Genomic DNA, 22,767 nt, shown 5'->3' with positions numbered 1-22,767 from the left:
CCCTCCTGAAAATCGGATGAGTCGTCGGGGCATGCAACTGGCTCCCCGCCACGGTCGCCGATGCGGGATCCGCCGTGTTCGGCCCTCGGCACGCCGGGTCACGAGGCGATAGGGGCTGCCGCCTGGCGACGATGGGAGAGGGGCCGTGTCGCGCAGGGCGGCTCCACGGCAGGCGTGCGGTCGCGCATACTTCGGGCCGCATGAATCTTCACCGTGTCGATCTGGTCTCGCTGTCGCTGTTCAGCCTGGTGGCGCGCACCGGCAGCATCAGCAAGGGCGCGGCGCTGGCCGCGCTGGCGGTCGGTGCTGCGAGCAAGCGGCTCAGCGATCTGGAGCGATCGCTGGGCACGGCCTTGCTCGAGCGCCATTCCCGTGGCGTCACGCTCACCGAAGCCGGCCTGGCGCTGCAGCGGCATGCGCAACGCATCCTCAGCGATGTGGACCAGATGGCGGCCGATCTGTCGGACTACGCCTCCGGTCTGACCGGCGTCGTGCGGCTGTGGGCCAACACCTCGGCGGTGACCCAGTTCCTGCCGGCGCAGATCTCGGCGTTCGGGCGGGAGAACCCCCGCATCCGGATCGAGCTGGAGGAGGCCGACAGCCATGAGATCGTGGTGGCGGTGCTGGACGGCCGCGCGGCGCTGGGCATCTTCGCGGACCGCACCCCCGCCCTCGGCCTGCATGTACTGACTTACCGGCGCGACCGGCTGGCACTGGTGGCGCCGGCCGACCATCCGCTGGCCGGGCGTCGGTCGGTGCGATGGGAGCAGGCGGTCGAGTTCGACTTTGTCACCCTGGCCAAGGCCACCTCGCTGGCCAAGCGGCTGGAGATGGAAACCGAGAAGCTCGGCCGACGCCTCAAGAACCGCATCCAGGTCCGCAGCTTTGACGCGATGTGCCGGATGGTGGCTGCCGGCATGGGCATCGCCGTCCTGCCGGAGGCGGCAGTCGAGCCGTTGCTGCAGCCGCTGTCGCTGCGTCGGATCGCACTGGACGAGCCCTGGGCCGACCGCACCCTGCTGATCGGCGTGCGCGACCTCGATGCGCTGCCCCGCCACGTGCGGGTGTTCATCGACCATCTCTGCGATGAGGTCGGGTGAGGCCGACTGAGGCCGACTGAGGCCGGTTGAGGCTGGTTGAGGCTGGTTGACTTCATTGGCGACCGTCTGAGACCGAGCGAGTCTGTCGAGGGTCGAGGCGCGGCGGCAACGGCCGGCCCGGCTCGGTGGGGATGGGCGAGGGCGGGTGAACCCCAGGCGGCTTTCGCGAGCGGCGAAAGCAGGTGCCGTGCCTCGGTCATTCCGCTCCGGCGACAGGTTTCCCAGAATCCGGCTCCATCAGCAGGAGACACGGAGAGACTGGAACCATGGCAAGCAGCGAAGGACACGGACCCGGCGCACGGGCCGATGGCCCCCCGGGCTCGACGGGGGCGGCCGGCGTGCACCCATCCTCCCCGCCGGATTTCGCCCCCAGTCACGCCCCTGGCCGCCATGGCGCGCGAAGTCCTCAGGCGCTGGACGGTCTGCGGGTGGTGGAGATGGGCCAGCTCATCGCCGGGCCCTTTGCCGGGAAAACGCTCGGTGACTTCGGCGCGGACGTCATCAAGATCGAGGCACCCGGCAGCGGCGATCCGTTGCGCAACTGGCGGATGCTGCAGGACGGCACCTCGGTGTGGTGGCAGGTCCAATCCCGCAACAAGCGCTCGGTGGCGCTCGATCTGCGCCAGCCGGAGGGGCAGGACATTGCCCGCCGCCTGATTGCCGAAGCGGATGTGCTGATCGAAAACTTCCGCCCCGGCACGCTGGAGGGCTGGGGCCTGTCGTATGAGCAACTGTCGGCGGTGAATCCGGGGCTGATCATGTTGCGCATCAGCGGTTATGGCCAGAGCGGGCCGTATCGCGATCTGCCGGGCTTTGGCGTCATCGGCGAGGCCATGGGCGGATTGCGGCATCTGACGGGTGAGCCCGACCGCGTGCCGGTGCGTTGCGGCATCTCCATCGGCGACACCTTGGCGGCCCTGCACGGCACGGTGGGGGTGCTTACCGCGCTCTATCACCGGGAGGTCAACGGTGGCCGTGGCCAGGTGATCGACGTGGCGCTGTCCGAGGCCGTGCTGAATGTGATGGAGAGCCTCATCCCCGAGTACAGCGCCTTCGGTGCGGTGCGAGGTCCGGCGGGATCGGCGCTGCCGGGCATCGCGCCCTCCAATGCCTACCGCTGCCGCGACGGCGTGGTACTGATCGCCGGCAACGGGGATTCGATCTTCCGGCGGTTGATGCAGGTGATTGGCCGCGAGGACCTGGGGCAGGACGCGGCGCTGCAGAACAATGCCGGTCGCGTGACGCGGGTGGCGGAGATCGACGCTGCGATCGGCGCCTGGGCAGGAACGCGCACCGTGGACGAGGTGCTGGCGCCTCTCGCCGCCGCCAGCGTGCCGGCGGGGCGGGTCTACACCGCCAAGGACATCGTGGAGGACCCTCACTTCCAGGCCCGCGACATGATCCTTCCGCAGCAGACCCGTGCCGGGCACTCGCTGCAGGTGCCGGGCATCGTGCCCAAGCTGCTCGGAACCCCCGGCGAGGTGCGCCGCAGCGCGCCGGATCTGGGCGATGACACCGATGCGGTGCTGCGCGAGATCGGACTGACCGAGGACCAGATCGCTGCGCTGCGGGCGCGCCAGATCGTTTCCTGAGCGAGGTGGTGATGAATCCCTCGAGCATCAACTTGAACGTCGCCTCGGACGCTGCCTCGAAGGCCGACTCGACCCCAAACCCCAAACCGAACGCCAACGAGAGCTCAAACGTGACCGCCACTTCCCACCTCGACGCTACCGCCGACACCGCCAACACGGCCGCGACGGCCAGCGCCTGGACCGGCCACGGCCGCCGCGTGTTCATGCAGGACGTCGGGATGCGGGACGGGCTGCAGGCGGAGCCCGTGTTCGTGCCGACGGCCGACAAGATTGCGCTGGTCGATGCGCTGTCCGACGCCGGCCTGGCGAAGATCGAGGTCACCTCCTTCGTCTCGCCCATGGCCATCCCGGTGCTGGCCGATGCCTCGGAGGTCATGCAGGGCATCCGCCGCCGGCCGGGTGTCGTCTACACGGTGCTGGTGCCCAATGTGCGCGGCGCCGAGCGCGCCATCGAGGCGCGCGCCGACGAGCTCAACCTGGTGATGTCCGCCAGCGAGACCCACAACCTGACCAACCTGCGGATGACGCGAGCCCAGTCGTTTCGCGGACTGTCGGAGGTGGCGGCCTTGGCGCGCCAGGCCGCTGTTCCGCTCAACGTGTCCCTGTCGTGTGCCTTCGGTTGTCCGATGGAAGGCGACGTGCCGGTGCCGACGGTGCTGGGCTGGTGCGAGCGGTTCATCGACGAGTTGGGTGCGCGGGGCGTGACCTTGTGCGACACCACCGGCATGGCCTATCCGTCGCAGGTCCTCGCGTTGGTGCGTGTCTGCCGCGAACGATGGCCCCAAGCCGAATGGACGCTTCACTTCCACAACACCCGCGGTATGGGCCTGGCCAATGTGATCGCCGCCATCGAGGCCGGCGCGGATCGCTTTGATGCCTCGCTGGGCGGGCTGGGCGGCTGCCCTTATGCGCCGGGCGCGACGGGGAATGTCTGCACCGAGGAAATCGTCCACGCCCTGCAGTGCATGGGCTACGACAGCGGCGTCGATCTGCCGCGACTGGTGGCCGCCGCCAAGCGGCTGCCGGCCTTGATCGGCCACCCGGTGCCCAGCCAGATCGTCAGCGCCGGCCGGCGGCTGGACCTGCACCCGGTGCCGCGCGACCTCGACGCCATCCGGGAGCGCGCTTTGGCGCGTGACGGCTGAGCCTCGCGCCGTACCCGATTCTTCCCTCGGACCTCACACAACAAAGCCGCTTGAGCGGCGACCTCGGAGACAAACCATGACCCGCACCCCCCTCCCCATGCCCCGCCGCCTGCTGGCGCAGACCCTGCTGGCCGCGGCGGGCTCGGCCGCGCTGGGCCTGCTCGCGCCGGCGGCGCACGCTCAGACCCCGTATCCGAGCAAGCCGATCACGCTGATCGTCGGTGCGGCGCCCGGAGGCACGACCGACATTGCCGCGCGCCTGCTGGCCGAGCCGCTGGGCAAGGCGCTGGGGCAGACGGTGGTGGTGGACAACCGCGCGGGCGCCAGCGGCGCGCTCGCAGCGGTGGCGGTCAAGCGGGCCGAACCGGACGGCTACACGCTGTTGATGCAGTACTCCGGCTATCACGTGATCACGCCGCACATCCAGAAGTCCGCGCAGTGGGACCTGAAGGACCTTCGGCCGGTCGCCAATGTGCTGAGCGCCCCGCAACTGATCGTGGTGCGGGAAGGCCTGCCGGTGAAGACCACGGCTGAGCTGATCGCCTATGCCAAGAAGAACCCCGGCAAGCTGTCGTTCGCCTCGTCCGGCAATGGCTCGTTGCAGCATGTGACCGGCGTGATGCTGGAGCAGCAGGCCGGCATCGAGATGGTGCATGTGCCCTACAAGGGCACCGGGCCGGCGCTTCAGGATCTGCTGGGCGGCCAGGTGGACCTCACCTTCGGCACGCCGCCCCCGTTCATGCCCTTCATCGCCTCGGGCAAGGTCAGGGCGTTGGCGGTGACCGGGCTGGAGCGTCTCAGCTCATTGCCCAACGTGCCGACGGCCGCCCAGGCCGGGCTGCCCGACCTGGATGCCGGCTCCTGGTTCGCCGTCTTCGCGCCGTCGAAGACGCCGCCGGCGGTGGTCGACCGGCTGACCAGCGAGATCGCCCGGCTGATGGCCACCCCCGCGTTCAAGCAAAAGGCGGCGGAACTGGGCGCCACCGCCGACTACATGGACCCGAAGAAGCTGGACGCCCACAGCGCGGCCGAGTTCCAACGCTGGGGCAAGGTCATCACCTCGGCGAAGATCCAGGCGGATTGACGGCCTGTGACCACTTGCTGCGGGCCACGTGAGGGTGAATGGGTTGCATCGGCGGGCAGCCGCCGCGACCGGACCTCGACCGATCCCTCCGCAGAGCCTCTCGACCCATCGACACGGCTGAAGCGTCATGTGGCGCCAGCATCACGATCGGCACGCCGCGGTCTAGGACCACAGCTGATTTTGAGGTTCCGGAATCCCGCGATCGCGCGGACGCGCGCGCCGCGCGTGGCCTTCCGGGACATGATCTGGAGGACGCCGCGAAGGCGTCTTTCAGGAGCTGTCGATGTCGCGCATGAGTGTGTTGGTCCTGGTGGTGCTGGCCGCCCTGTGGTGGGCGGCAGCGGGCAATCTGGGGCGGGCGCTGCCGCCGGAGCAGGTCGTCATCCAGGCCGGCCCGCGGGGCGGGTCGTTCGACACGCATGCGCGTCTGTATGCCTCGCATCTGGCTGCGCAGCGACTGCGCGTCGAGGTGCGCAACCAGGACGACAGCCTGCGCATCATCGACAAGCTCGACAACGCGGCCACCGGCGTGCAGGTGGGCTTCACCGCCCAGCGCGTCGACCCGGCGCGCCATCCGAACGTGACCTCGGCCGGCGTGGTCGAGCTGCAGCCGCTGTTCCTGTTCCTGCGACGCGGCTGGGGCGAGCCGCCCACGCTCGCGGGCTTGGCCGGCCGGCGGCTGGTGATGCCGCTGGAGGGCAGCGCCACCGCGCAAGCGACCCATGATGTGCTGGCGCGCTATGAGGTGACGCCGCAGAACACCGCCTTTGCCTACCGCCAGATGAACGAGGCCGCCGCGGCACTGCAGCGCGGCGAGTTCGACGCCGGCTTCTTCATGCTGGCGCCGGACAACGCCCTGGTCCGCGGCCTGGCCGAAGACCCCGGCTTGATCATGTACTCGATCAACGACAGCCTGGGCATCGCCCGCAACATCGACTATCTGAAGCCCGCCACGCTGGTCCGAGGGTCCTTCGACCTGAAGGCCCCGCTGCCCGCGCGCGACATCCTGCTGATCGGCGCGACCGAGAACGTCGTCGTTCGGGATGACATCCATCCCGCCGTGCTCTATGCGCTGCTGCAGGCGATGAACGATGTGCACAAGGGCCAGACGCTGGTGTCGGATGCGGGGGTGTATCCGCGTCAGGCCGGTGCCGCGCTGCCGGTGCATCCGTTGGCCGTCGAATGGGCCAAGAGCGGAACGCCCTGGCTGTTTGCGCATCTGCCGCCATCGCTCGCCGGTCTGGTGGATGCCTATTGGGGACCCGCGCTGGCATTGCTGGCGCTGGTGTCGGCCTTCGGCACGCTGCAGTCGCTCAATGGCTTCATCGACGCGGCTGTGCTGGGCGTGGCGCTCCAGTGGCTTGGCTGGTTGCAGCGTCGCGTGGAGCGTGGCGTACGGCCGGGCTGGTTGGGCCGGATGATGTTCAGGCTGGTGGAGCCGGTGATCGTGCGTGAGGGGCGGGAACAGATCGCGAGGGATCGGTTGGAGCGGTTGCGTCCGCACATGTGAAGCGGTGGTGATCGCCCGGCCACTGCCCACTGCCTAACGCCCACTGCCTAACGCCCACTGTCCACTGCCGATTGCCGATTGCGGACCGCTGATTGCTCAATGCTCAACGCTGATCGCTGATCGCTGATCGCTGATCGCTGATCGCTGATCGCTGGGTGCTGGTGCCTGATTCGGAATACCGATGGCTGATCGCCAATCAGCCCGCCCGATCTCGCAGCAGGTGCGTTTCGACCAGGCGTCGCACCACGAAGATCGCGGCGTAGAGGCTCTGTCGGAGGGCGACAAAGACCAGCACCACGCCGCCGATGAGCAGCAGTCGGTCCGAGGTGGTGCCCAGCCGTTCCAAGGTGCGCAAGGTGACCGCCGTGGCCTCGGTGACGCCGATGGCCGCGCCGAAGCCGCTGGACAACACCATCACGAAGTACGCCCGAGCCAGTCCCAGGACGAAGAGCACCGCACCGCCGCGGGCGCCGGAGCGCCAATCCATCACCGCCACCAGCGCGGTGTCCGCGACGAAGGCCGCCGCATAGACCGCCAGCGACAGCGCCACCGCGCCCCCGGCCGACACCTCCCATCGCGTCGGCAGCGCATTCAGCAGCACGAACATCACCACAAAGGCCGGTGCCGCACGCATCAGCGCCAACGCGGCGGCAGCCCCCCGGGCTCCCAAGCGACGCCACACCGTGGTGTCGTCCGGTGTCCGCGCCGGCAGGCACAGCATCCCCAGCAGCACGCCGACCGGAAAGCCCAGGGCCAGCGCATCCGCCGCCAGGGACAGATTGGTGCCCAACGCACGCACAAAGGCCGGCGCGAACACCGGCAGCGTCTGGAGCAGGCTCGGTGTCATCGACCGTTCTCCGCGCGTTGCAGGCGACCCTGCACGACCTGCAGCACCGCCACCACCCCCGACACCAGCGCCATGTAGAAGATCAGCAGCAACGCAAAGGTCGTCACGCGCTCGCTGGAGAAGGAGGCAATGTCGGTCTGAGCGGCGAGCAGTTCCGGCACGCCGATCAGGGAAGCCACCGGACTGCCCCGCGTGGCATTCGCCGCAAAAGAAGCGATCTGCGCACGGGCCCGCACGGCCGCAGTCCGCAGGTGGCCCGGGTGGCCATCGGCGCGCAGCCGCTGGCGGGCCTCGGCCACGGCCTGACCGGCATTGCTGCCGTTGAACAGGCCCAGCACGATCACCGCCACGCCCCAGGCCATGCCGGGCGTGCTCCAGCCCAGGCTGGCCAGCACCATGCCGGCCGCCGCCATGAACATGACCATGGGCGTGGATTGCATCATCAGCAGCGTGGCCCACATCGGCCAGCGCAGCCAGCGGGAGCGCGCGGTCAGCCCGGCGCCGAAACCCAACGCCAGGACCACCGTGGCCAACACCGCACCGGCCACCAGGGCGATCGAATAGCCCACGCCCTCCATGAACAAGCGCAAGGCGACCTGCGTTTTCAGCATCGCCAGGGTGACGTCGACGCCGAATCGCTCTTGCAGCCATTGCTCCAGTCGCTCGACGCTGCCGGCGATGCGGGTGGGGACCAGTTGGTTGTCGCGCGGCGGATCGAGGCAACGCACCGGGTCCAGCGTCTGAGGGGTGTCGCAGGGCGGCGAACGCCACCGCGCCTGTTGCTGCCGCAGCCACGGGGTGGCCACGCCGTGGGCCTCGGCGAGCCGGAGCAGGGCGCCATCGGCATGCAAGCGTTGCATCGTGCGGCTGAGCCATCGCGCCATGACCGGCCCGTCGCGGCCCACGACCACGCTCCATGGCAACGGCGCGAACGACAGCTTCACCTCGTAGCTCGCCGGCAACTGCGGCAGGAGCAGGGTGTCGTCATGGGCGGCGAGGGCGCAGGTGCCGTTGTGGACCTGATCCACCAGCCGCCGGGCACTGCTGAACAACATCAGCCGGGCACCCTCGACGGCCAGGTCCGCATTGGTCGAATTCCCCACGGTGACACAGACCGTCAGCCCCGACAGCGCTTCCAGGTCCCGCGCCTGATGCGGCATCGACTTGCGCTGGCCGACCACGACGGTGCGCGATTCATAGTAGTGCGGCCGCACGAAGATCGCCTGGCTGTCCCGCTGCAGCGTGTGGCCGGTGGTGGCGATGAGCAGGTCCACCCGGCCGTCGCCCAGCGCGACCATGCGGTCGGCGGCGTTGACCTCGACAAAGCGCAGCCGTACCCCGAGGGCCTCCGCGATCCGACCCGCCAGCGCCGGCTCCAAGCCGCGAGGTCCATCCGGCGTGGCCTCGCCAAAGGGCGGGTAATCGCCGCGGATGCCCACCCGCAGTTCGCCCAGACACAGCACCCGCGACAGCGTCTCCAGCGTGGCCGCCGTGGCCGTGCAGTCCGACGGCAACGCGGCTCGGACTGCGGCCAAGGTCGCCGCGTCCGGCGCAGGAAGCGGTTCTGCAACCGAGCGCGACGCTGCCCACCATCCGCCCAGGAGCAGGACGAAGGCGGCGACCCAGCGAAGCCGATCAGCGCGCCAAGGTCGCGGCATCCGCATGTCGGATCTCGATCACCTGGAAGTCGCAGAAGACGTAGGGCCCGACGCTGTGCAGCGACTGTCCCAGGTGGCGCTCCAGCCAGCGTGGCGGCAGCAGCCGCAGTTTCCAGGCCGGCACCGGCACCGACACGGTCTGCGCCACCTCGGCGCGCAGCCCGCGGTCGCGCAGCCGCTCCAGCGTCAGGTCCAGGCCGACAAAGCTGCTGTGGGTGATCAGCGCCGACGCCTGCGGCGCGAGATGGTCCCGCAGGCCGTCCAGGAACCGGTCGAGCACGTCGCGGCCGTGCGGACCGCCGTCGCTCCAGGTCCGCAGGCGATGGCCGGCGACCCCGTCGTCCCGCACCGGCAGTTGGGGCGGATTGAAGACCACCAGGTCAAAGCGTTCACCCGCCAGCGGCGTCCACAGGTCCCCGCAGCGCACCGTGGCATGGGCGACGGCCTGCGCCTGCAGCAGGGCCTGGGTGCGGCGCACCGCCTCGGGTTCGATGTCCACCCCGACCACCTCCCGCGCGCCCTGCGCGGCCAGGGCCGCCAACACCACGCCGCTGCCGGTGCCGATCTCCAGCACCCGCCCGGTGCAGGGCGGGCGCAGCCGCAACTGGCGCAGCAGGGCGGCGGTGTATTCGGAGGGTCGGAACACGTCCTCGTCAGTCATGGCGATGGGATCAGGCAGCGGTGCGGTCATGGCTGGGCATGCTGAGCGCAACCGGGGCGCGGGCCTATCGGCAATTCGCTGAGATCGCGGGGCGGAAAGTCGCGGATGTGCCTGGCTTTGGTTCGACGCGCGATCCATCCATCGATCCATGGGTCGATCCAGCGGTCTATGGAGCTATCGATCGATCCATCGATCCATCGATCCGTGCGGGGGGAGCGCGTGGCGCCGCGCTTGCCCACAACCGGCCGACGTATGCGATCCTGTGGACCGGTCCGACGTTGAGTTCCCCGAACCTGACCTCATTTTCGAGCGATGCCCGTGGCCCATGAGTTCCATCCCGCCGTGCAAGGCTGGTTCGACCGCACCTTTGCCGCGCCCACCCCCGCGCAGGCCGCCGCATGGCCCGCGATCCAGGCCGGGCGCCACACACTGGTGGCCGCGCCCACTGGGTCGGGCAAGACCCTGACGGCCTTTCTGGCGGCGCTGGATGCGCTGGTCCGCCAAGGCACCAGCCAGGACGGGCTGCCCGACACCTGCAGTGTGGTGTACGTGTCGCCGCTCAAGGCGCTGTCGAACGACATTCAGCTGAACTTGGAGGGCCCGCTGGCGGGCATCCGGGAGGAACTGGCCCGGCTGGGTCTGCCGGAGGTGAAGATCCGGACCGCCGTGCGCACCGGCGACACCCCCGCCCATGAGCGCCAGCAAGCGCTGCGCCGCCCGCCGCATGTGTTCGTCACCACGCCCGAATCGCTGTACGTGCTGATGGGATCGGGCTCCGGACGCCGACTGCTGGGCACGGTGCGGACCGTGATCATCGATGAGATCCATGCGCTGGCAGCGAGCAAGCGCGGCAGCCACCTGTCGTTGACGCTGGAACGTCTGCAGGCGCTATGTCCGGCGCCGCTGGTGCGCATCGGGCTGTCGGCCACCCAGAAGCCGATCGAGGTGGTGGCCGGCTTCCTCACTGGTGGGCAGCCCTGCGAGATCGTCGACATCGGCTACAGCCGCGCCCGGGACCTGGCGTTGGAGCTGCCGCCGTCGCCGCTGTCGGTCGTCATGTCCAACGACCAGTGGGAGCAGGTCTACGGTCGCGTGGCGGAGCTGGTGCTGCAACACCGCACGACGCTGGTCTTTGTGAACACCCGTCGGATGGCGGAGCGAACGGCTCGGCACCTGGGTGAGCGGCTGGGGCGGGACTCGGTGGCGGCGCATCACGGCAGCCTGTCCAAGGAAGCGCGGTTGTTGGCGGAGCAGCAGCTCAAGCGAGGGGAACTGAAGGTGCTGGTCGCCACGGCCTCGCTGGAGCTGGGGCTGGACATCGGCGACGTGGACCTGGTGTGCCAGCTGGGGTCGCCGCGGTCGATCGCGACCTTCCTGCAGCGGGCGGGGCGGGCACGGCATCAGGTGGGTGGGGTGCCCAAGGCCCGGTTGTTCCCGCAGACACGGGATGAACTGGTCGAATGCGCCGCGCTGCTGGATGCGGTCGCGCGCGGCGAGTTGGATGCGCTGCGGGTGCTGCCGGCGCCGCTGGATGTGCTGGCCCAGCAGATCGTGGCGGAGGTGGCCAGCCAGGAGTGGGACGAGGACGCGCTCTATGCGCTGGTGCGCCGCGCCTGGCCCTACCGTGAGCTCAGCCACGGGTCGTTCATGGACGTGCTGCGCATGGTGTCGGACGGCTTCAGCACCCGCCAGGGGCCCCGCGCCGGGTATGTGCATCGGGACGCGGTGCATCACCGCCTGCGCGAGCGCAAGGGCGCCCGCATGACCGCGCTGACCTCCGGCGGCACCATCCCCGATGCCGGCGACTACACGGTGATCCTGGAGCCGCAGGCCGACAAGGTCGGCACGGTGAACGAGGACTTTGCGGTCGAGAGTCTGGCCGGCGATGTCTTCCAGCTCGGCAACACCAGCTACCGGATCCTGCGCATCGAGCCGGGGCGGGTGAGGGTGGAGGACGCGCAAGGCGCGGCTCCCAACATTCCCTTCTGGCTGGGCGAGGCGCCGGGACGGACCGATGAGCTCTCGTTTGCAGTCTCCCGATTGCGGGCGGCGTTCGAGGCGCACTGGCGAGGGGTGGTCGATGCCGGAGAGTCTGGCGCGCCCGCTCTGATCGCTCCAGTCGTCGAGGAGGCCGAAGCCGGAGAGGTCGCAGCGACTGCAAAGCCCGCGAAGGACCTCAATGCCGCCAAGGCCGCCAAGGCCGCCAAGGCCGTGAACACTGTCCAGGGCGCAAAGGCCGTTGCGCGGGTTCACCCGGTCGATCCCGCCGAGGTGGATCAGACCGATGGCACCGTGGAAGCCGCCATGCGCGCCTGGGCGCAGACGTCGCTGCGGCTGGAGGCTGATGCGGCCGCTCAGTTGGTCGATTACCTTGGGCGGACGTTGAAGGTGCTGGGTGGCTTGCCCACGCAGGACCGCGTGCTGCTGGAGCGCTTCTTCGATGAGAGTGGCGGCATGCAACTGCTGATCCACTCGCCGCGCGGCAGCCGTCTCAATCGCGCCTGGGGACTGGCCCTGCGCAAGCGCTTTTGTCGACAGTTCAATTTCGAATTGCAAGCGGCGGCCACCGAGGACGTGATCGTGCTGTCGCTCTCCACCAGCCACAGCTTCCCGCTGGAGGAGGTGTCGCGCTACCTCAACAGCCGGACGGCCCTGCAGGTGCTGGTACAGGCCTTGCTGGATGCGCCGCTGTTCGGGGTGCGCTGGCGCTGGAATGCCACCACCGCGTTGGCGCTGCCGCGCATGCGTGGCGGACGGAAGGTGGCGCCCCAGCTGCAGCGGATGAAATCGGAAGACCTGCTCGCGGCCGTGTTTCCGGACCAGGTGGCCTGCCTGGAGAACATCGTCGGTGAGCGCGAAATTCCTGATCACCCGCTGGTCCGCCAGACGCTGGACGATTGCCTGAACGAGGCGATGGATGCACAGGGCTGGCTGACCTTGCTGCGTCGGCTGGAGGCGGGTGAGATCGAGGTCCTGGCGCGCGACCTGAATGCGCCGTCGCCCATGGCCGCCGAAGCGTTGAATGCGCGGCCCTACGCCTTCCTGGACGATGCGCCGCTGGAAGAGCGCCGCACCCTGGCCGTGCAGAGTCGGCGGTATGCCGACCCGTCGCAGGGCGATGAGCTGGGTCAGCTCTCGGCCGAGGCCATCGCCGCGGTGCGCGAGGAAGCGTGGCCACGCGCCCGTGACGCGGACGAAATGCATGAAGCGCTGCTGATGCTGGGTGTCATCCCAGCGGCGGAGGCCGCCGGCCAAGCGCATTGGCCGGAGCAATTGACGGCGCTGGCCAAGGCACGGCGGGCGACCCGCCTTCAGCCGTCGTCCGTCAGCGGGGCGCGTGGGGTTGGTGGGGTTGGTGGGGTTGGTGGGGTTGGAAAGGGCGGCGAGCGCGGCGAGGGTTCCGTCGGTGCGGGCGCGCCGTCGTCTGCCCAGGGCGGGCTGTGGGTGTGCGCCGAGCGGCTTGCCGATGCGCGACAGATCTATGTCGGAGCGAGCGAGCATCCGCCGCTGACGCCGCCGGCCGAGTTTGCGCAGCCGTCCGGTGATCGCGACAAGGTGCTGCGGGATCTGCTGCGCGCGCGGCTGGGCGGGCTGGGGCCGGTGACGGTGGCCTCGCTGGCCGGCTCGCTGCAGCTCGGCATGGCGGACATCGAGCGCACCTTGATCGCGCTGCAGACCGAAGGCGTGGTGATGCAGGGCCGGTTCACGCCGGGGACCGACACCGTCGAATGGTGCGAGCGCCACCTGCTGGCCCGCATCCACCGCTACACCCTCAAGCGCCTGCGGCAGGAGATCGAGCCCTGCGAGCCGCGCGACTTCATGCGCTTCCTGCTGGAATGGCAACAGGCCGGCCCCGGCCGACAGCGCGAGGGACGCGAGGCGCTGCCCAGCGTGCTGGCGCAATTGGAAGGCTACGAGGCGGCCGCGGCGCTGTGGGAGTCCGACATCCTGCCGGCCCGGATCGCTGACTATGCGAGCCCGTGGCTCGATGAGCTGTGCACCTCGGGCCGCCTCACCTGGTCGCGCCTGCGTCCGTCCACCCGCACCGGGGTGGGTGCGAGCGGCTCGCTCAAGGCCACGCCGGTGCTGCTGGTGCCGCGTCGGCAGACGGGCGTCTGGGCCCGTGTGGCTCCGGTCGGCGATGACGACGCTTCACCGCCGGGCGCGCGTGCGCAGGCGGTGCTCGAATGCCTGAGGGCGCACGGTGCGGCATTCTTCGACGAGATTCGACAGGACACCCGCTTGCTGCCGGCGGAGCTCGAAGATGCCTTGGCGGAGCTGGTCCAGCGCGGTCAGGTCACCTGCGACAGTTTTGCGGGGCTGCGAGCCCTGATGCGGCCGCCGTCCAAGCGCACGCCGACGCGCGGCTCGACGGCGCGGTCCGGGCGACTTCATCAGCCGCTGGTGGGCGTGGCGGATGCGGGGCGCTGGTCGCTGGTGCCCACGCGGGCTGATTCGGCGACGCCGGAGGATCTGGAGCACGTGGTGCAGGTGCTGCTGCGGCGTTACGGCGTCGTGGCTTGGCGTCTGCTGGAGCGTGAGGCGGCCTGGCTGCCGCCCTGGCGGGAACTGGTGCGGGTGTGCAGACGTCTGGAGGCCCGGGGTGATCTGCGGGGCGGGCGTTTCATCGCGGGCGTGTCCGGCGAACAGTTCGCGCTGCCGGAGGCGGTGGCCCGGCTGCGCGAGGTGCGGCGTGAGCCGCATGACGCGCGCTGGACGGTGCTCGCCGCTGCCGACCCTGCGAACCTGCTGGGCACGCTGGTGCCCGGGACGCGGTTGCCGCGCACCGCCGGCGCACGGGTGCTGTGGCGCGACGGTGTGCCCATGGCCACGCTGGTGGCGGGTGAGCTGACCGATCTGGTGCCGCTGGCGCCGCACGAGCAGCGTGAGGCCCATCGGTTGCTTCAAGGCACGGTTGGGATGAGCGAATCCTTGCGGCTTGCGTTGGAGGCAAGTAGCGGCGATTGAGCCAGGCCGCAAAGACCTCGCGTGACGGGCCGGACATCGCGGCTTGCCCGCCTCGGCTCGGCCAAAGCCATCCAAGTCATGGAAGCCATCCCGACGCCCGCTCGCTTCAAGTGAGGGTTTGTCCTGGGTCAACCAGCGAAAGCGGCCGATGGACCAAGTCTCCCGGTCAAGGGTTGCGATGGAACGTCAGAAAGCAGGGATAGACCGCAGGTGTGACCACCTTCACGTGGGGTTATTGACGTTAAGCTAGCGCGCCTTTTTGCGCTTTGCGCCCGAAAAGTTTCTTTACGCCCATCTGACCAGAATCCCGGAGCCCGCTTCATGTTGCGTCCGACGCTGCTTGCCCTTGTCATTGCGTCCCTGCTCGCCGGTTGCGGCAAACCTGCCGAAGGCGACAAGAAGAAGGCAGACCCTGCCAGCGCCGCCGCCAGCGCACCCAGTCTGCTCGTTGCCCCCGAGGATCTTCAGACGCTGGGCGTCAGTGCGTACGCCAGCGGCCCGGTGATCACCGGGTCCATCCAGCCCGAGCGCCGCGCCGATCTGCGCGCCGAGCTGCAGGCCATCGTGCTGTCGGTGCACAAGGAGAACGGCGAACGCGTGAAGCGCGGCGATCTGCTGGTCCGTCTGGACGACACCGCCATCCGCGATTCCGTCCAGTCCGCCGACGAATCCGCCCGCGCCGCTTCCCAAAGCTTCGACCAGGCCGAACGGCAGTACCAACGGCTCAAGACCCTGCAAGCCCAAGGCATGAGCTCCATCCAGGCGATGGAAGACGCCGAGATCCGCCGCAACAACGCCCAGAGCGACCTGGTCGCCGCCAAGGCGCGGGTGGCCACCGCTCGCCAGCAGCAGCAACGCACCGAAGTGCGTGCACCGTTCGACGGCGTGGTCAGCGACCGCAAGGTCTCGCCCGGCGATTCCGCGCAACTGGGCAAGGAACTGATCAAGGTCATGGATCCCGCCAGCATGCGCTTCGAGGGCCTGGTGTCCGCCGACCGGATGTCCGAACTGAAACTGGGCCAGACGGTGTACTTCCGCGTCAACGGCTATCCGCAGGTGGACTTCCAGGGCAAGGTGCGCCGCATCGCCCAGGCCGCGAATGCCAACACCCGGCAGGTCGAAGTGCTGGTGGACTTCGCGGGCCAGCAGCAGCCCGGCGTGGCCGGTCTGTATGCCGAAGGCCGGGTGCAGTCCAGCAGCGTGTCCGCCTTGATGGTCGCCGACAGCGCCCTGATGCGAGAGGGCGACAAGGCCTATGTCTGGGCGGTCGCGGATGGCAAGATCGCCAAGACCGAAGTTCGACTGGGCGCTCGGGATGACCGGCAAGGCCTGTATGTCGTCAACAGCGGCGTCAAGCAAGGCAGCCAGATCCTGCGCAATCCGGCCAGCACGCTGATCAATGGCCAGCGCGTGGAACTGACCAAGCTGGCCGCCACGGGCAAGGTGCCCGCGATGACCGGCAGCACCGGCGCGCCCGCCGCCGGCACCGCCGTGCCTGCTCTGCCGATGGCGTCAGCCGCTTCGGCCCAATGACGCGCCCAGGAGGCTGAGCCATGTTCCTTTCCAATTTCTCGGTCAAGAAGCCGATCGCGATGATTGTGGTCATCATCGCGTTGATGGCGCTGGGCCTGCTGGCCCTGTCCAAGCTGCGGGTCAACGAGCGGCCCGATGTGGATCTGCCGTTGCTGGTGGTCAGCATCAGCTACCCCGGCGCGTCGCCAGAGACTTCCGAGCGCGAGATCATGAATCGCATCGAGAAGTCGCTGCAGAGCATCTCCGGCGTCAACGAGGTGCGGTCGACCTCCGGCGAAGGCTCCGCCCAGCTGCTGCTGTTCTTCAACTTCGACAAGAACATGATCGAGGCGGCCGACGAGGTCCGCAATGCGATCGCCGCCGTCCGCCACAAGCTGCCCACCGAAATGCGCGAGCCGGTGCTGCAGCGGGTCGATCCCTCGGCCCAGCCGATCATGCAGCTGGCGCTGTCCTCCAGCACGCTCACGCATGCCGAGATCTCGCGCATGGCGGAGGACCAGTTCGCCGACCGCTTCCGCGCCATTCCGGGCGCGGCCACGGTGACGGTCAACGGCTCGCTGTCGCGCGAGTTGTCGGTGCTGTTGAGCGCCCAGAAGCTGCGTGAGTTCAATGTCTCGGTCACCGAAGTCGTCAATGCGCTGCGGATGCAGAACACCACCGCGCCGGTCGGCAAGGTGCGCGGTCAGCTCGAAGACCAGAGCATCCGTCTGCTGGGCCGGATCGAGTCGCCGGACGCGTTCAATCAGATCGTCGTCAAACGCAGCGGCAACGAGCTGATCCGGCTGGGTCAGGTGGCCACGGTGAAGGACGGCTTCGCCGAGCAGAGCAGCCTGTCGCTGCGCAACGGTCACCCGAACGTCGGGATCATGGTCACCCGCTCCCGCGATGCCTCCACCGTCAGCGTGGCGCAGGAGGTTCGGGCGCTGGTCGACGAGATCGGCAAGACGCTGCCGCAAGGCACCAAGCTCGAAGTGATCCAGGATGGCGGACAGGATGCCCAGGACAGCCTGAACAACGTCATCCATGCCCTGGTGTTCGGCGCCGGCCTGACCATCTTCGTGGTGTATGTGTTCCTGAACTCCTGGCGGTCCACGCTGATCACCGCCTTGTCGCTGCCCACCTCGGTGATCGCGGCGTTCATCGCGGTGTGGCTGTGCGGCTTCACCCTCAACTTCATGAGCCTGCTGGGGCTGTCGCTGGCCATCGGGGTGCTGATCGACGATGCGATCGTGGTGCGGGAGAACATCGTGCGCCACATGGAGCGCGGCGCGGACCGACGTACCGCCGCCCTGAACGGCACGGCGGAAATCGGCCTGGCGGTGGCCGCGACGACCTTCTCGATCGTGGCCGTGTTCATTCCGGTGGCCTTCATGCCGGGCGTGTCGGGCGAATGGTTCCGTCCCTTCGGGCTCACGGTGGTGGCCTCGGTGCTGGTCTCGCTGTTCATCTCGTTCACCCTGGATCCGATGCTGTCGGCGTTCTGGGGCGACCCTCCGGGGCATCACGCGGCACCGAAGACGGGGTGGGTGTCCAGGAATCTGGCGCGCTTCAACGAATGGTTTGACCATCAGGCCGACGGCTACGGCCGCGTCATTGCCTGGGCGCTGCATCACCGCAAGTGGATGGCGGCGTTCGCCATCCTGAGCTTCGTCGCCGCGATCGGCCTGCAGGTCAAGTTCGGCGGCACCAGCTTCCTGCCGCAGTCGGATGCCGGCATGATCGCGATCGAGGTCCGCACGCCGGCCTCATCCAGCCTGGAATATGCACGCCTCAAGATGGGCGCGGCTTCTGCGCTGGCGCGAGAGATTGCCGAAGTCGAGGCGACCAATGAAAACGTCACTGCCAGCGGTGGCCGCATCTATGTGGATCTCGGCAAGAGCAGCCAGCGCAAGCGCAGCGCGGCGGAAATCGCCGCCGACCTGCGCACCCGCGTGGCGCGCCTGGTCGGCGCGGAGTATGTGGTGCTCGACGATCTGAACAACGGCGCGCAAAAGCCGGTGCAGATCCGCTTCTCCGGTGCGGACTCCCGCAAGCTGATGGAGATCACCACCGACTACATGGAGAAGCTGCGCCGCATCCCGGGTGCGGTGGATGTCGGTCTTTCCGAGCAGGATCCGCAGAACGAGCTGCAGATCGAGCTCAACCGCGGGCTGGCCAACACCCTGGGCATTTCGGTGGGTGATGCCGCCAGTGCGCTGCGGGTGGCCTTCGCCGGTGTGGAGGTGGGCGACTGGATCGATCCGAGCGGCGAAACCCGCGACGTGGCGGTGCGGCTGCTGCCGGAAGACCGGGTGGATGCCTCCAACATCGAGCGCCTGCCCATCGCCGTGACCGGCACCGGCATGATGGTGCCGCTGGAGCAGATCGCCACCGTGACCATGGGCAAGGGACCGGCCAAGATCCAGCATGCCGACGGCAAGCGGATGATCTCCGTGTCGGCCAATGCCCACGGCCGCTCGTCGGGAGAGGTCACCCGCGCCGCGCTGGACCTGGCGAAGTCCATCAACTTCCCGCCGGGCTACGGCATCGAGTTGGCGGGGGCGTCGAAGGATCAGAGCGAGGTCTTCAGCGCGATGGGCATCGCGCTGGCCTCCGGCATCGGTCTGATGTATTTGATCCTGGTGATGCAGTTCGGCAGCTTCACCGCGCCGCTGGGCGTGATGCTGTCGCTGCCGCTGTCGCTCATCGGCGTGGTGGTGGCGCTGCTGCTGACCAAGGGCACGCTGAACCTGATGAGCTTCATCGGCATCATCATGTTGGCCGGTCTGGTGGCCAAGAATGCCATCCTGTTGCTGGATGCCGCCCGCCAGGAGGAAGCCAACGGCGTGCCGCGCGAAGAGGCGCTGATGCATGCCGGCCGCAAGCGCTTCCGGCCGATCTTGATGACCACCTTCGCGCTGATCGCCGGCATGCTGCCGGTGGCGGTGGGCATCGGGGAGGGCGGTGAGTTCTATCGCCCGATGGCGGTGGCCATCATCGGCGGCACCATCACCTCGACCTTCCTGACGCTGCTGATGGTGCCGAGCTTCTACGACAGCATCGAGATCAAGCGCGACAGCTTCGCGGCGACCTTCCGTGCCCGCGATGCGCGCTGGAACACCTTCGCCGCGGTCGTGCTGGGCATCCTCGAAATCATCGCGTTCCTGACGCTGGTGCGCTTTGTCTATCGCGTGCTGAGGGCGGTGGTCCGCCGCGTGCGCGGCCAGACCGGGGCGACCGAGCTGCAGGCACACGGCGCGGATTGAGCGCCCGATAAGCTGCTGGAGGTGACAAGGAGCCGCCCAAATGGGCGGCTCTTTCTTTTCCGGATCGCGCCGAGCGGGTGACTTGGCCGAGCGGGATCGGCCGGCGCACTTGGCACCCAGACCTCCGCTCAGCGGATGCGAGCCCGTGGGCCGGCTGTCGACGCGATCGATGGGCGGCCTGTCACAGCACCCGGTTCGGGTTCAGCAGCCCCAGCGGATCCAGCGCCTGCTTGATCTGGCGCATCAGCTGCAGCGCGACCGGACTCTTGCGCTGCGCCAGTTCGTCGCGCTTGAGCTGGCCGATGCCATGCTCGGCGGAGATCGATCCGCCATGCGCCATCACCTGGTCATAGACCAGATGGTTGACGGCGTCTTCCTGGGCGCGCAGAAACTCGGCCGGATCCACACCCTCCGGCGATTGCAGGTTGTAGTGCAGGTTGCCGTCGCCCAGATGGCCGAAGTTGACCAGACGCGCGCCGGGGAACTGCTGGGCGAGCAGGGCGTCGCAGCGGTCGACGAAGTCCGGGATGCGAGACACCGGCAGCGCGATGTCGTGCTTGATGTTCAGGCCTTCCTCGCTTTGCGCCAGCGGGATGGACTCCCGCAGGTGCCACATGGCCTGGCTCTGGGCCAGGCTGCCGGCCACGGCGGCATCGGCAATGATCTCGCGCTCCAGCGCCTGCTCCAGCAGGCCTTCGAACTGGCCGCGGGCATGGGTCTCGCTTTCGCTGTCCGAGAGTTCGAGCAGCACGGTCCAGGGCTGTGGCCCCAACGGTTGCGCCAGTTGCGGAAAGTGCTTCTGGACCAGCGCCAGCGCACGCGCATTCATCACCTCGAACCCGGTGAGCGAGGCGCCGCATTGCGATTGCGCCAGGCCCAGCAGGTCGACCGCCTGACGCAGGGACTCGCAGGCCGCCAGCGCGGTCATCCGGGCCCGGGGTTGCGGGAAGAGCTTCAGCGTGGCGGCGGTGATCACGCCCAGCGTGCCCTCCGCGCCGATGAAAAGGTCGCGCAGGTCGTAGCCGGTGTTGTCCTTGCGCAGACCAGACAGGCCGTCCCAGATCTGGCCGTCTGCGGTCACCACCTCCAGCCCCAGGCAGAGCTCGCGGGCATTGCCGTAACGCAGCACCTGCGTGCCGCCGGCATTGGTCGACAAATTGCCGCCGATGGTGCAACTGCCCTCCGCGGCCAGGCTGAGCGGGAACAGCAGCCCGGCGTCCTGCGCAGCCTGCTGCACGTTCTGAAGCACGCAACCGGCGTCGACGGTCATGGTCAGGTTGGCAGGGTCCAGCGACCGCACCCGGTTCAGGCGCTGCAGGCTGAGCAGCAGCTGCGTGCCCGAGGCGTCCGGCACGCCGCCGCCCACCAGGCCTGTGTTGCCGCCTTGCGGCACCAACGCCACCCGGTGCGCCCGCGCCAACTGCACGATGGCGGCCACCTGGGCGGTGTCCGCCGGACGAAGCACCGCCAGCGCGCGACCGTGATAGCGCTTGCGCCAGTCACGCTGGAAGCCGTCCAGGTCGTGCGCGCCGTGCTCGGAGGGCAGCAGCACATGGGCCTCGCCCAGCAGCGCGCGCAGCGAGGACATCAGCGCGGCGTCCGGCCCTGAAGCTGACGCCGATGCAGACGTGGATGACGACGCAGATGACGACGTGGATGCAGAGGTGGACCCCGCCGCCGACGTGGATGCGAGCGTCGATGCGGAAGTGGCCTCGGAGGTGGGGAGGGACGTCATGGTGCCGCCTTGGCCTTGGCCTCGCCGAGCCGCTGGCGCACATGGGCTGCGCAGGCGATGAAGATGATCAGGGACAGCGCCACTTCGCCCGCTGCCAGACCGGCGGACAGGCCGCGGTCCGAGGTGCTGCGCACCAGGCCTTCGGTCATGTAGAGCCAGACCATCAGGCTGAGCCAGCGAAAGGTGTAGAGCCGGTAGCGCCACAGCCCCAACAGCGGCAGCAGCAGCGGCACGGCCTTGATTGCCAAGGTGCCTTGGCCAATCGGCGCCCACCAGAGTTCCCAGCCCAGGCACAGCACCGCCAGCGACAGGGTGCCGCCGAAGGCGACATGGCGGCTGAGGCGCTCACGCGGGGTGGGTTCGGTACGCGGCGTGGGCGCCGCGCGCAGGGGCGCGTCCAGGGTTGACATGGCTGGCATCATAGCCAGCATGAATATCAGAGAGAGTGTGGCGGATCACGGTTGGCGCGAGGGTTTGCGCGAAGTCGGGCGAGGACTGCTGAAATGGCCGTGGTTGCGCACCTTCAGGACCTTCGTTGAGCGATTTCGGGAGGAGCGGCTGGGCCTGACCGCCGGCAGCCTGACCTTCACCACGCTGATCTCTCTGGTGCCCTTGCTGACGGTGGCGCTGGCCTTGTTCACCGCCTTTCCGATGTTCTCGGCCTTCCAGGGCGCGCTGGAAAAGTACTTCCTCAAATCGCTGGTGCCGGACAACATCGCGCGCCCGGTGCTGGCGTCGCTGACCCAGTTCGCGGCCAAGGCCAATCGGCTGGGGGCGGTGGGCCTGGTGGTGCTGGCGGTGACGGCCTTGTCGCTGATGCTCACCATCGACCGCACCCTCAACCAGATCTGGCGAGTCCGGCGTCCGCGGCCGATCGCCCAGCGGGTGCTGGTCTACTGGGCCGCGCTGACCCTCGGCCCGCTGTTGCTGGGCGGTAGCCTGACGCTCACCAGCTACCTCATCACCACCGGCCGCGATCTGGTGGACAACTTGCCGCGCGGCTTGATCGTGCTGCTGTCCAGCGTTGACCTGCTGGTGCTCTGGGCCGCGGTGGCGGCGCTGTTCCACTATGTGCCCAACACCGATGTGCGATGGCGCCATGCCTTCCTGGGTGCGGGCTTCGTGGCCATTGCCTTCCATCTGGCCAAGTCGGCATTGGCCTGGTATGTCAAGCAGGTGCCGACCTTTTCGACGCTCTATGGGGCCTTCGCGGCGGTGCCGATCTTCCTGATCTGGATCTATGTGGGTTGGTCCATCGTGCTGCTGGGCGCGATCCTGGCGGCCAATGCGCCGGCGCTGGCCGGCGGCGTGAGCGTTCGGCGAAACACCCCAAGCATGCAGCTCGAGTTGGCGCTGGATGTCCTGCGGGAGCTCGTGCGCGCTCGCGCCGAGGGGGAGTCCGGCCTGACCATGCTGTCGCTGTCACAGCGGCTGTGCGTGGATTCGCTGCAGATGGAGCCGGTGATCGACCAGCTTCAGGAGCTCGACTGGATCGGCCGCCTGGAAGAGGACGGTGCCCAGCGGCTGGTGCTGCTCTGCGACCCGGAGACCACGCCGGCGAAGCCGCTCATCCGCACGCTGCTGGTGCCGCGCAACCAGGGCCTGGACGCGCTCTGGTCGCAGGCGGCCTGGGATCGGCTGAGCTTGCAGGCGGTGATGGCGAAGTAGGGGACTGGGGCGCTTCGGGGC

General features: G+C 68.8%; 14 protein-coding genes. 9 read left to right on the top strand and 5 right to left on the bottom strand.

The window, feature by feature from the left end; all coding sequences use genetic code 11:
- The first annotated feature begins 200 nt into the window (after positions 1–200).
- The 5 genes from N4261_RS14600 to N4261_RS14580 all read left to right on the top strand — a co-directional run bounded on the left by N4261_RS14600 (position 201) and on the right by N4261_RS14580 (position 6,431).
- On the top strand, positions 201–1,100 hold the full coding sequence (locus N4261_RS14600; protein ID WP_261756029.1) for a LysR substrate-binding domain-containing protein: 900 nt from the start codon (positions 201–203) through the stop codon (positions 1,098–1,100).
- 266 nt (positions 1,101–1,366) lie between these two features.
- A complete protein-coding gene (locus N4261_RS14595; protein ID WP_261756028.1) occupies positions 1,367–2,692 on the top strand; it encodes a CaiB/BaiF CoA transferase family protein in 1,326 nt (441 codons plus the stop codon).
- 203 nt (positions 2,693–2,895) lie between these two features.
- Positions 2,896–3,837, top strand: a complete 942-nt coding sequence (locus tag N4261_RS14590; protein WP_261760711.1) for a hydroxymethylglutaryl-CoA lyase — start codon at positions 2,896–2,898, stop codon at positions 3,835–3,837.
- A 76-nt stretch (positions 3,838–3,913) separates the two neighbouring features.
- The gene (locus N4261_RS14585; protein ID WP_435531928.1) at positions 3,914–4,921 is read left to right on the top strand and encodes a Bug family tripartite tricarboxylate transporter substrate binding protein; all 1,008 of its coding nucleotides are present in this window, start codon (positions 3,914–3,916) and stop codon (positions 4,919–4,921) included.
- Positions 4,922–5,213: 292 nt separating this feature from the next.
- Positions 5,214–6,431, top strand: coding sequence for a type 2 periplasmic-binding domain-containing protein (locus tag N4261_RS14580; protein ID WP_261756027.1), 1,218 nt, complete (start codon positions 5,214–5,216; stop codon positions 6,429–6,431).
- Between the two features lie 196 nt (positions 6,432–6,627).
- Here N4261_RS14580 and N4261_RS14575 read toward each other — a convergent pair whose 3' ends face one another.
- The 3 genes from N4261_RS14575 to N4261_RS14565 form a co-directional block, all read right to left on the bottom strand.
- The gene (locus tag N4261_RS14575; protein WP_261756026.1) at positions 6,628–7,278 is read right to left on the bottom strand and encodes a hypothetical protein; all 651 of its coding nucleotides are present in this window, start codon (positions 7,276–7,278) and stop codon (positions 6,628–6,630) included.
- The gene (locus N4261_RS14570; protein ID WP_261756025.1) at positions 7,275–8,813 is read right to left on the bottom strand and encodes a transporter substrate-binding domain-containing protein; all 1,539 of its coding nucleotides are present in this window, start codon (positions 8,811–8,813) and stop codon (positions 7,275–7,277) included. The genes N4261_RS14575 and N4261_RS14570 overlap by 4 nt, the downstream gene beginning before the upstream one ends.
- A gap of 100 nt (positions 8,814–8,913) precedes the next feature.
- Positions 8,914–9,597, bottom strand: coding sequence for a HemK2/MTQ2 family protein methyltransferase (locus N4261_RS14565; RefSeq protein ID WP_261756024.1), 684 nt, complete (start codon positions 9,595–9,597; stop codon positions 8,914–8,916).
- 312 nt (positions 9,598–9,909) lie between these two features.
- Here N4261_RS14565 and N4261_RS14560 point away from each other — a divergent pair, with 312 nt between their 5' ends.
- The 3 genes from N4261_RS14560 to N4261_RS14550 all read left to right on the top strand — a co-directional run bounded on the left by N4261_RS14560 (position 9,910) and on the right by N4261_RS14550 (position 19,343).
- Positions 9,910–14,565, top strand: coding sequence for a DEAD/DEAH box helicase (locus N4261_RS14560; RefSeq protein WP_261756023.1), 4,656 nt, complete (start codon positions 9,910–9,912; stop codon positions 14,563–14,565).
- Between the two features lie 321 nt (positions 14,566–14,886).
- Positions 14,887–16,098: an efflux RND transporter periplasmic adaptor subunit gene (locus tag N4261_RS14555; RefSeq protein ID WP_261756022.1), complete on the top strand. Its 1,212-nt coding sequence runs from the start codon at positions 14,887–14,889 to the stop codon at positions 16,096–16,098.
- 20 nt (positions 16,099–16,118) lie between these two features.
- A complete protein-coding gene (locus N4261_RS14550) occupies positions 16,119–19,343 on the top strand; it encodes an efflux RND transporter permease subunit (protein ID WP_261756021.1) in 3,225 nt (1,074 codons plus the stop codon).
- A 181-nt stretch (positions 19,344–19,524) separates the two neighbouring features.
- Here the strand turns inward: N4261_RS14550 and N4261_RS14545 are convergent, their stop codons facing one another.
- Positions 19,525–20,931: an FAD-binding oxidoreductase gene (locus N4261_RS14545; RefSeq protein WP_261756020.1), complete on the bottom strand. Its 1,407-nt coding sequence runs from the start codon at positions 20,929–20,931 to the stop codon at positions 19,525–19,527.
- Positions 20,932–21,074: 143 nt separating this feature from the next.
- Entirely contained in the window at positions 21,075–21,488 is a 414-nt protein-coding gene (locus N4261_RS14540) for a DUF2069 domain-containing protein (protein WP_261756019.1), read from the bottom strand.
- Between the two features lie 19 nt (positions 21,489–21,507).
- Between N4261_RS14540 and N4261_RS14535 the strand changes: the two genes are divergently transcribed.
- Entirely contained in the window at positions 21,508–22,746 is a 1,239-nt protein-coding gene (locus N4261_RS14535) for a YihY family inner membrane protein (RefSeq protein ID WP_261756018.1), read from the top strand.
- The last annotated feature ends 21 nt before the right edge of the window (positions 22,747–22,767 follow it).

This window comes from Roseateles amylovorans (assembly GCF_025398155.2).
Taxonomy (GTDB): domain Bacteria; phylum Pseudomonadota; class Gammaproteobacteria; order Burkholderiales; family Burkholderiaceae_C; genus Roseateles; species Roseateles amylovorans.
This window is presented reverse-complemented; position numbering and strand designations above follow the sequence as displayed.

Coding starts and splice junctions, on each gene's coding strand:
- N4261_RS14600 (WP_261756029.1), top strand. CDS start 201: ATGAATCTTCACCGTGTCGATCTGGTCTCGCTGTCGCTGTTCAGCCTG.
- N4261_RS14595 (WP_261756028.1), top strand. CDS start 1,367: ATGGCAAGCAGCGAAGGACACGGACCCGGCGCACGGGCCGATGGCCCC.
- N4261_RS14590 (WP_261760711.1), top strand. CDS start 2,896: ATGCAGGACGTCGGGATGCGGGACGGGCTGCAGGCGGAGCCCGTGTTC.
- N4261_RS14585 (WP_435531928.1), top strand. CDS start 3,914: ATGACCCGCACCCCCCTCCCCATGCCCCGCCGCCTGCTGGCGCAGACC.
- N4261_RS14580 (WP_261756027.1), top strand. CDS start 5,214: ATGAGTGTGTTGGTCCTGGTGGTGCTGGCCGCCCTGTGGTGGGCGGCA.
- N4261_RS14575 (WP_261756026.1), bottom strand. CDS start 7,278: ATGACACCGAGCCTGCTCCAGACGCTGCCGGTGTTCGCGCCGGCCTTT.
- N4261_RS14565 (WP_261756024.1), bottom strand. CDS start 9,597: ATGACTGACGAGGACGTGTTCCGACCCTCCGAATACACCGCCGCCCTG.
- N4261_RS14560 (WP_261756023.1), top strand. CDS start 9,910: ATGCCCGTGGCCCATGAGTTCCATCCCGCCGTGCAAGGCTGGTTCGAC.
- N4261_RS14555 (WP_261756022.1), top strand. CDS start 14,887: ATGTTGCGTCCGACGCTGCTTGCCCTTGTCATTGCGTCCCTGCTCGCC.
- N4261_RS14550 (WP_261756021.1), top strand. CDS start 16,119: ATGTTCCTTTCCAATTTCTCGGTCAAGAAGCCGATCGCGATGATTGTG.
- N4261_RS14545 (WP_261756020.1), bottom strand. CDS start 20,931: ATGTCCTCGCTGCGCGCGCTGCTGGGCGAGGCCCATGTGCTGCTGCCC.
- N4261_RS14540 (WP_261756019.1), bottom strand. CDS start 21,488: ATGTCAACCCTGGACGCGCCCCTGCGCGCGGCGCCCACGCCGCGTACC.
- N4261_RS14535 (WP_261756018.1), top strand. CDS start 21,508: ATGAATATCAGAGAGAGTGTGGCGGATCACGGTTGGCGCGAGGGTTTG.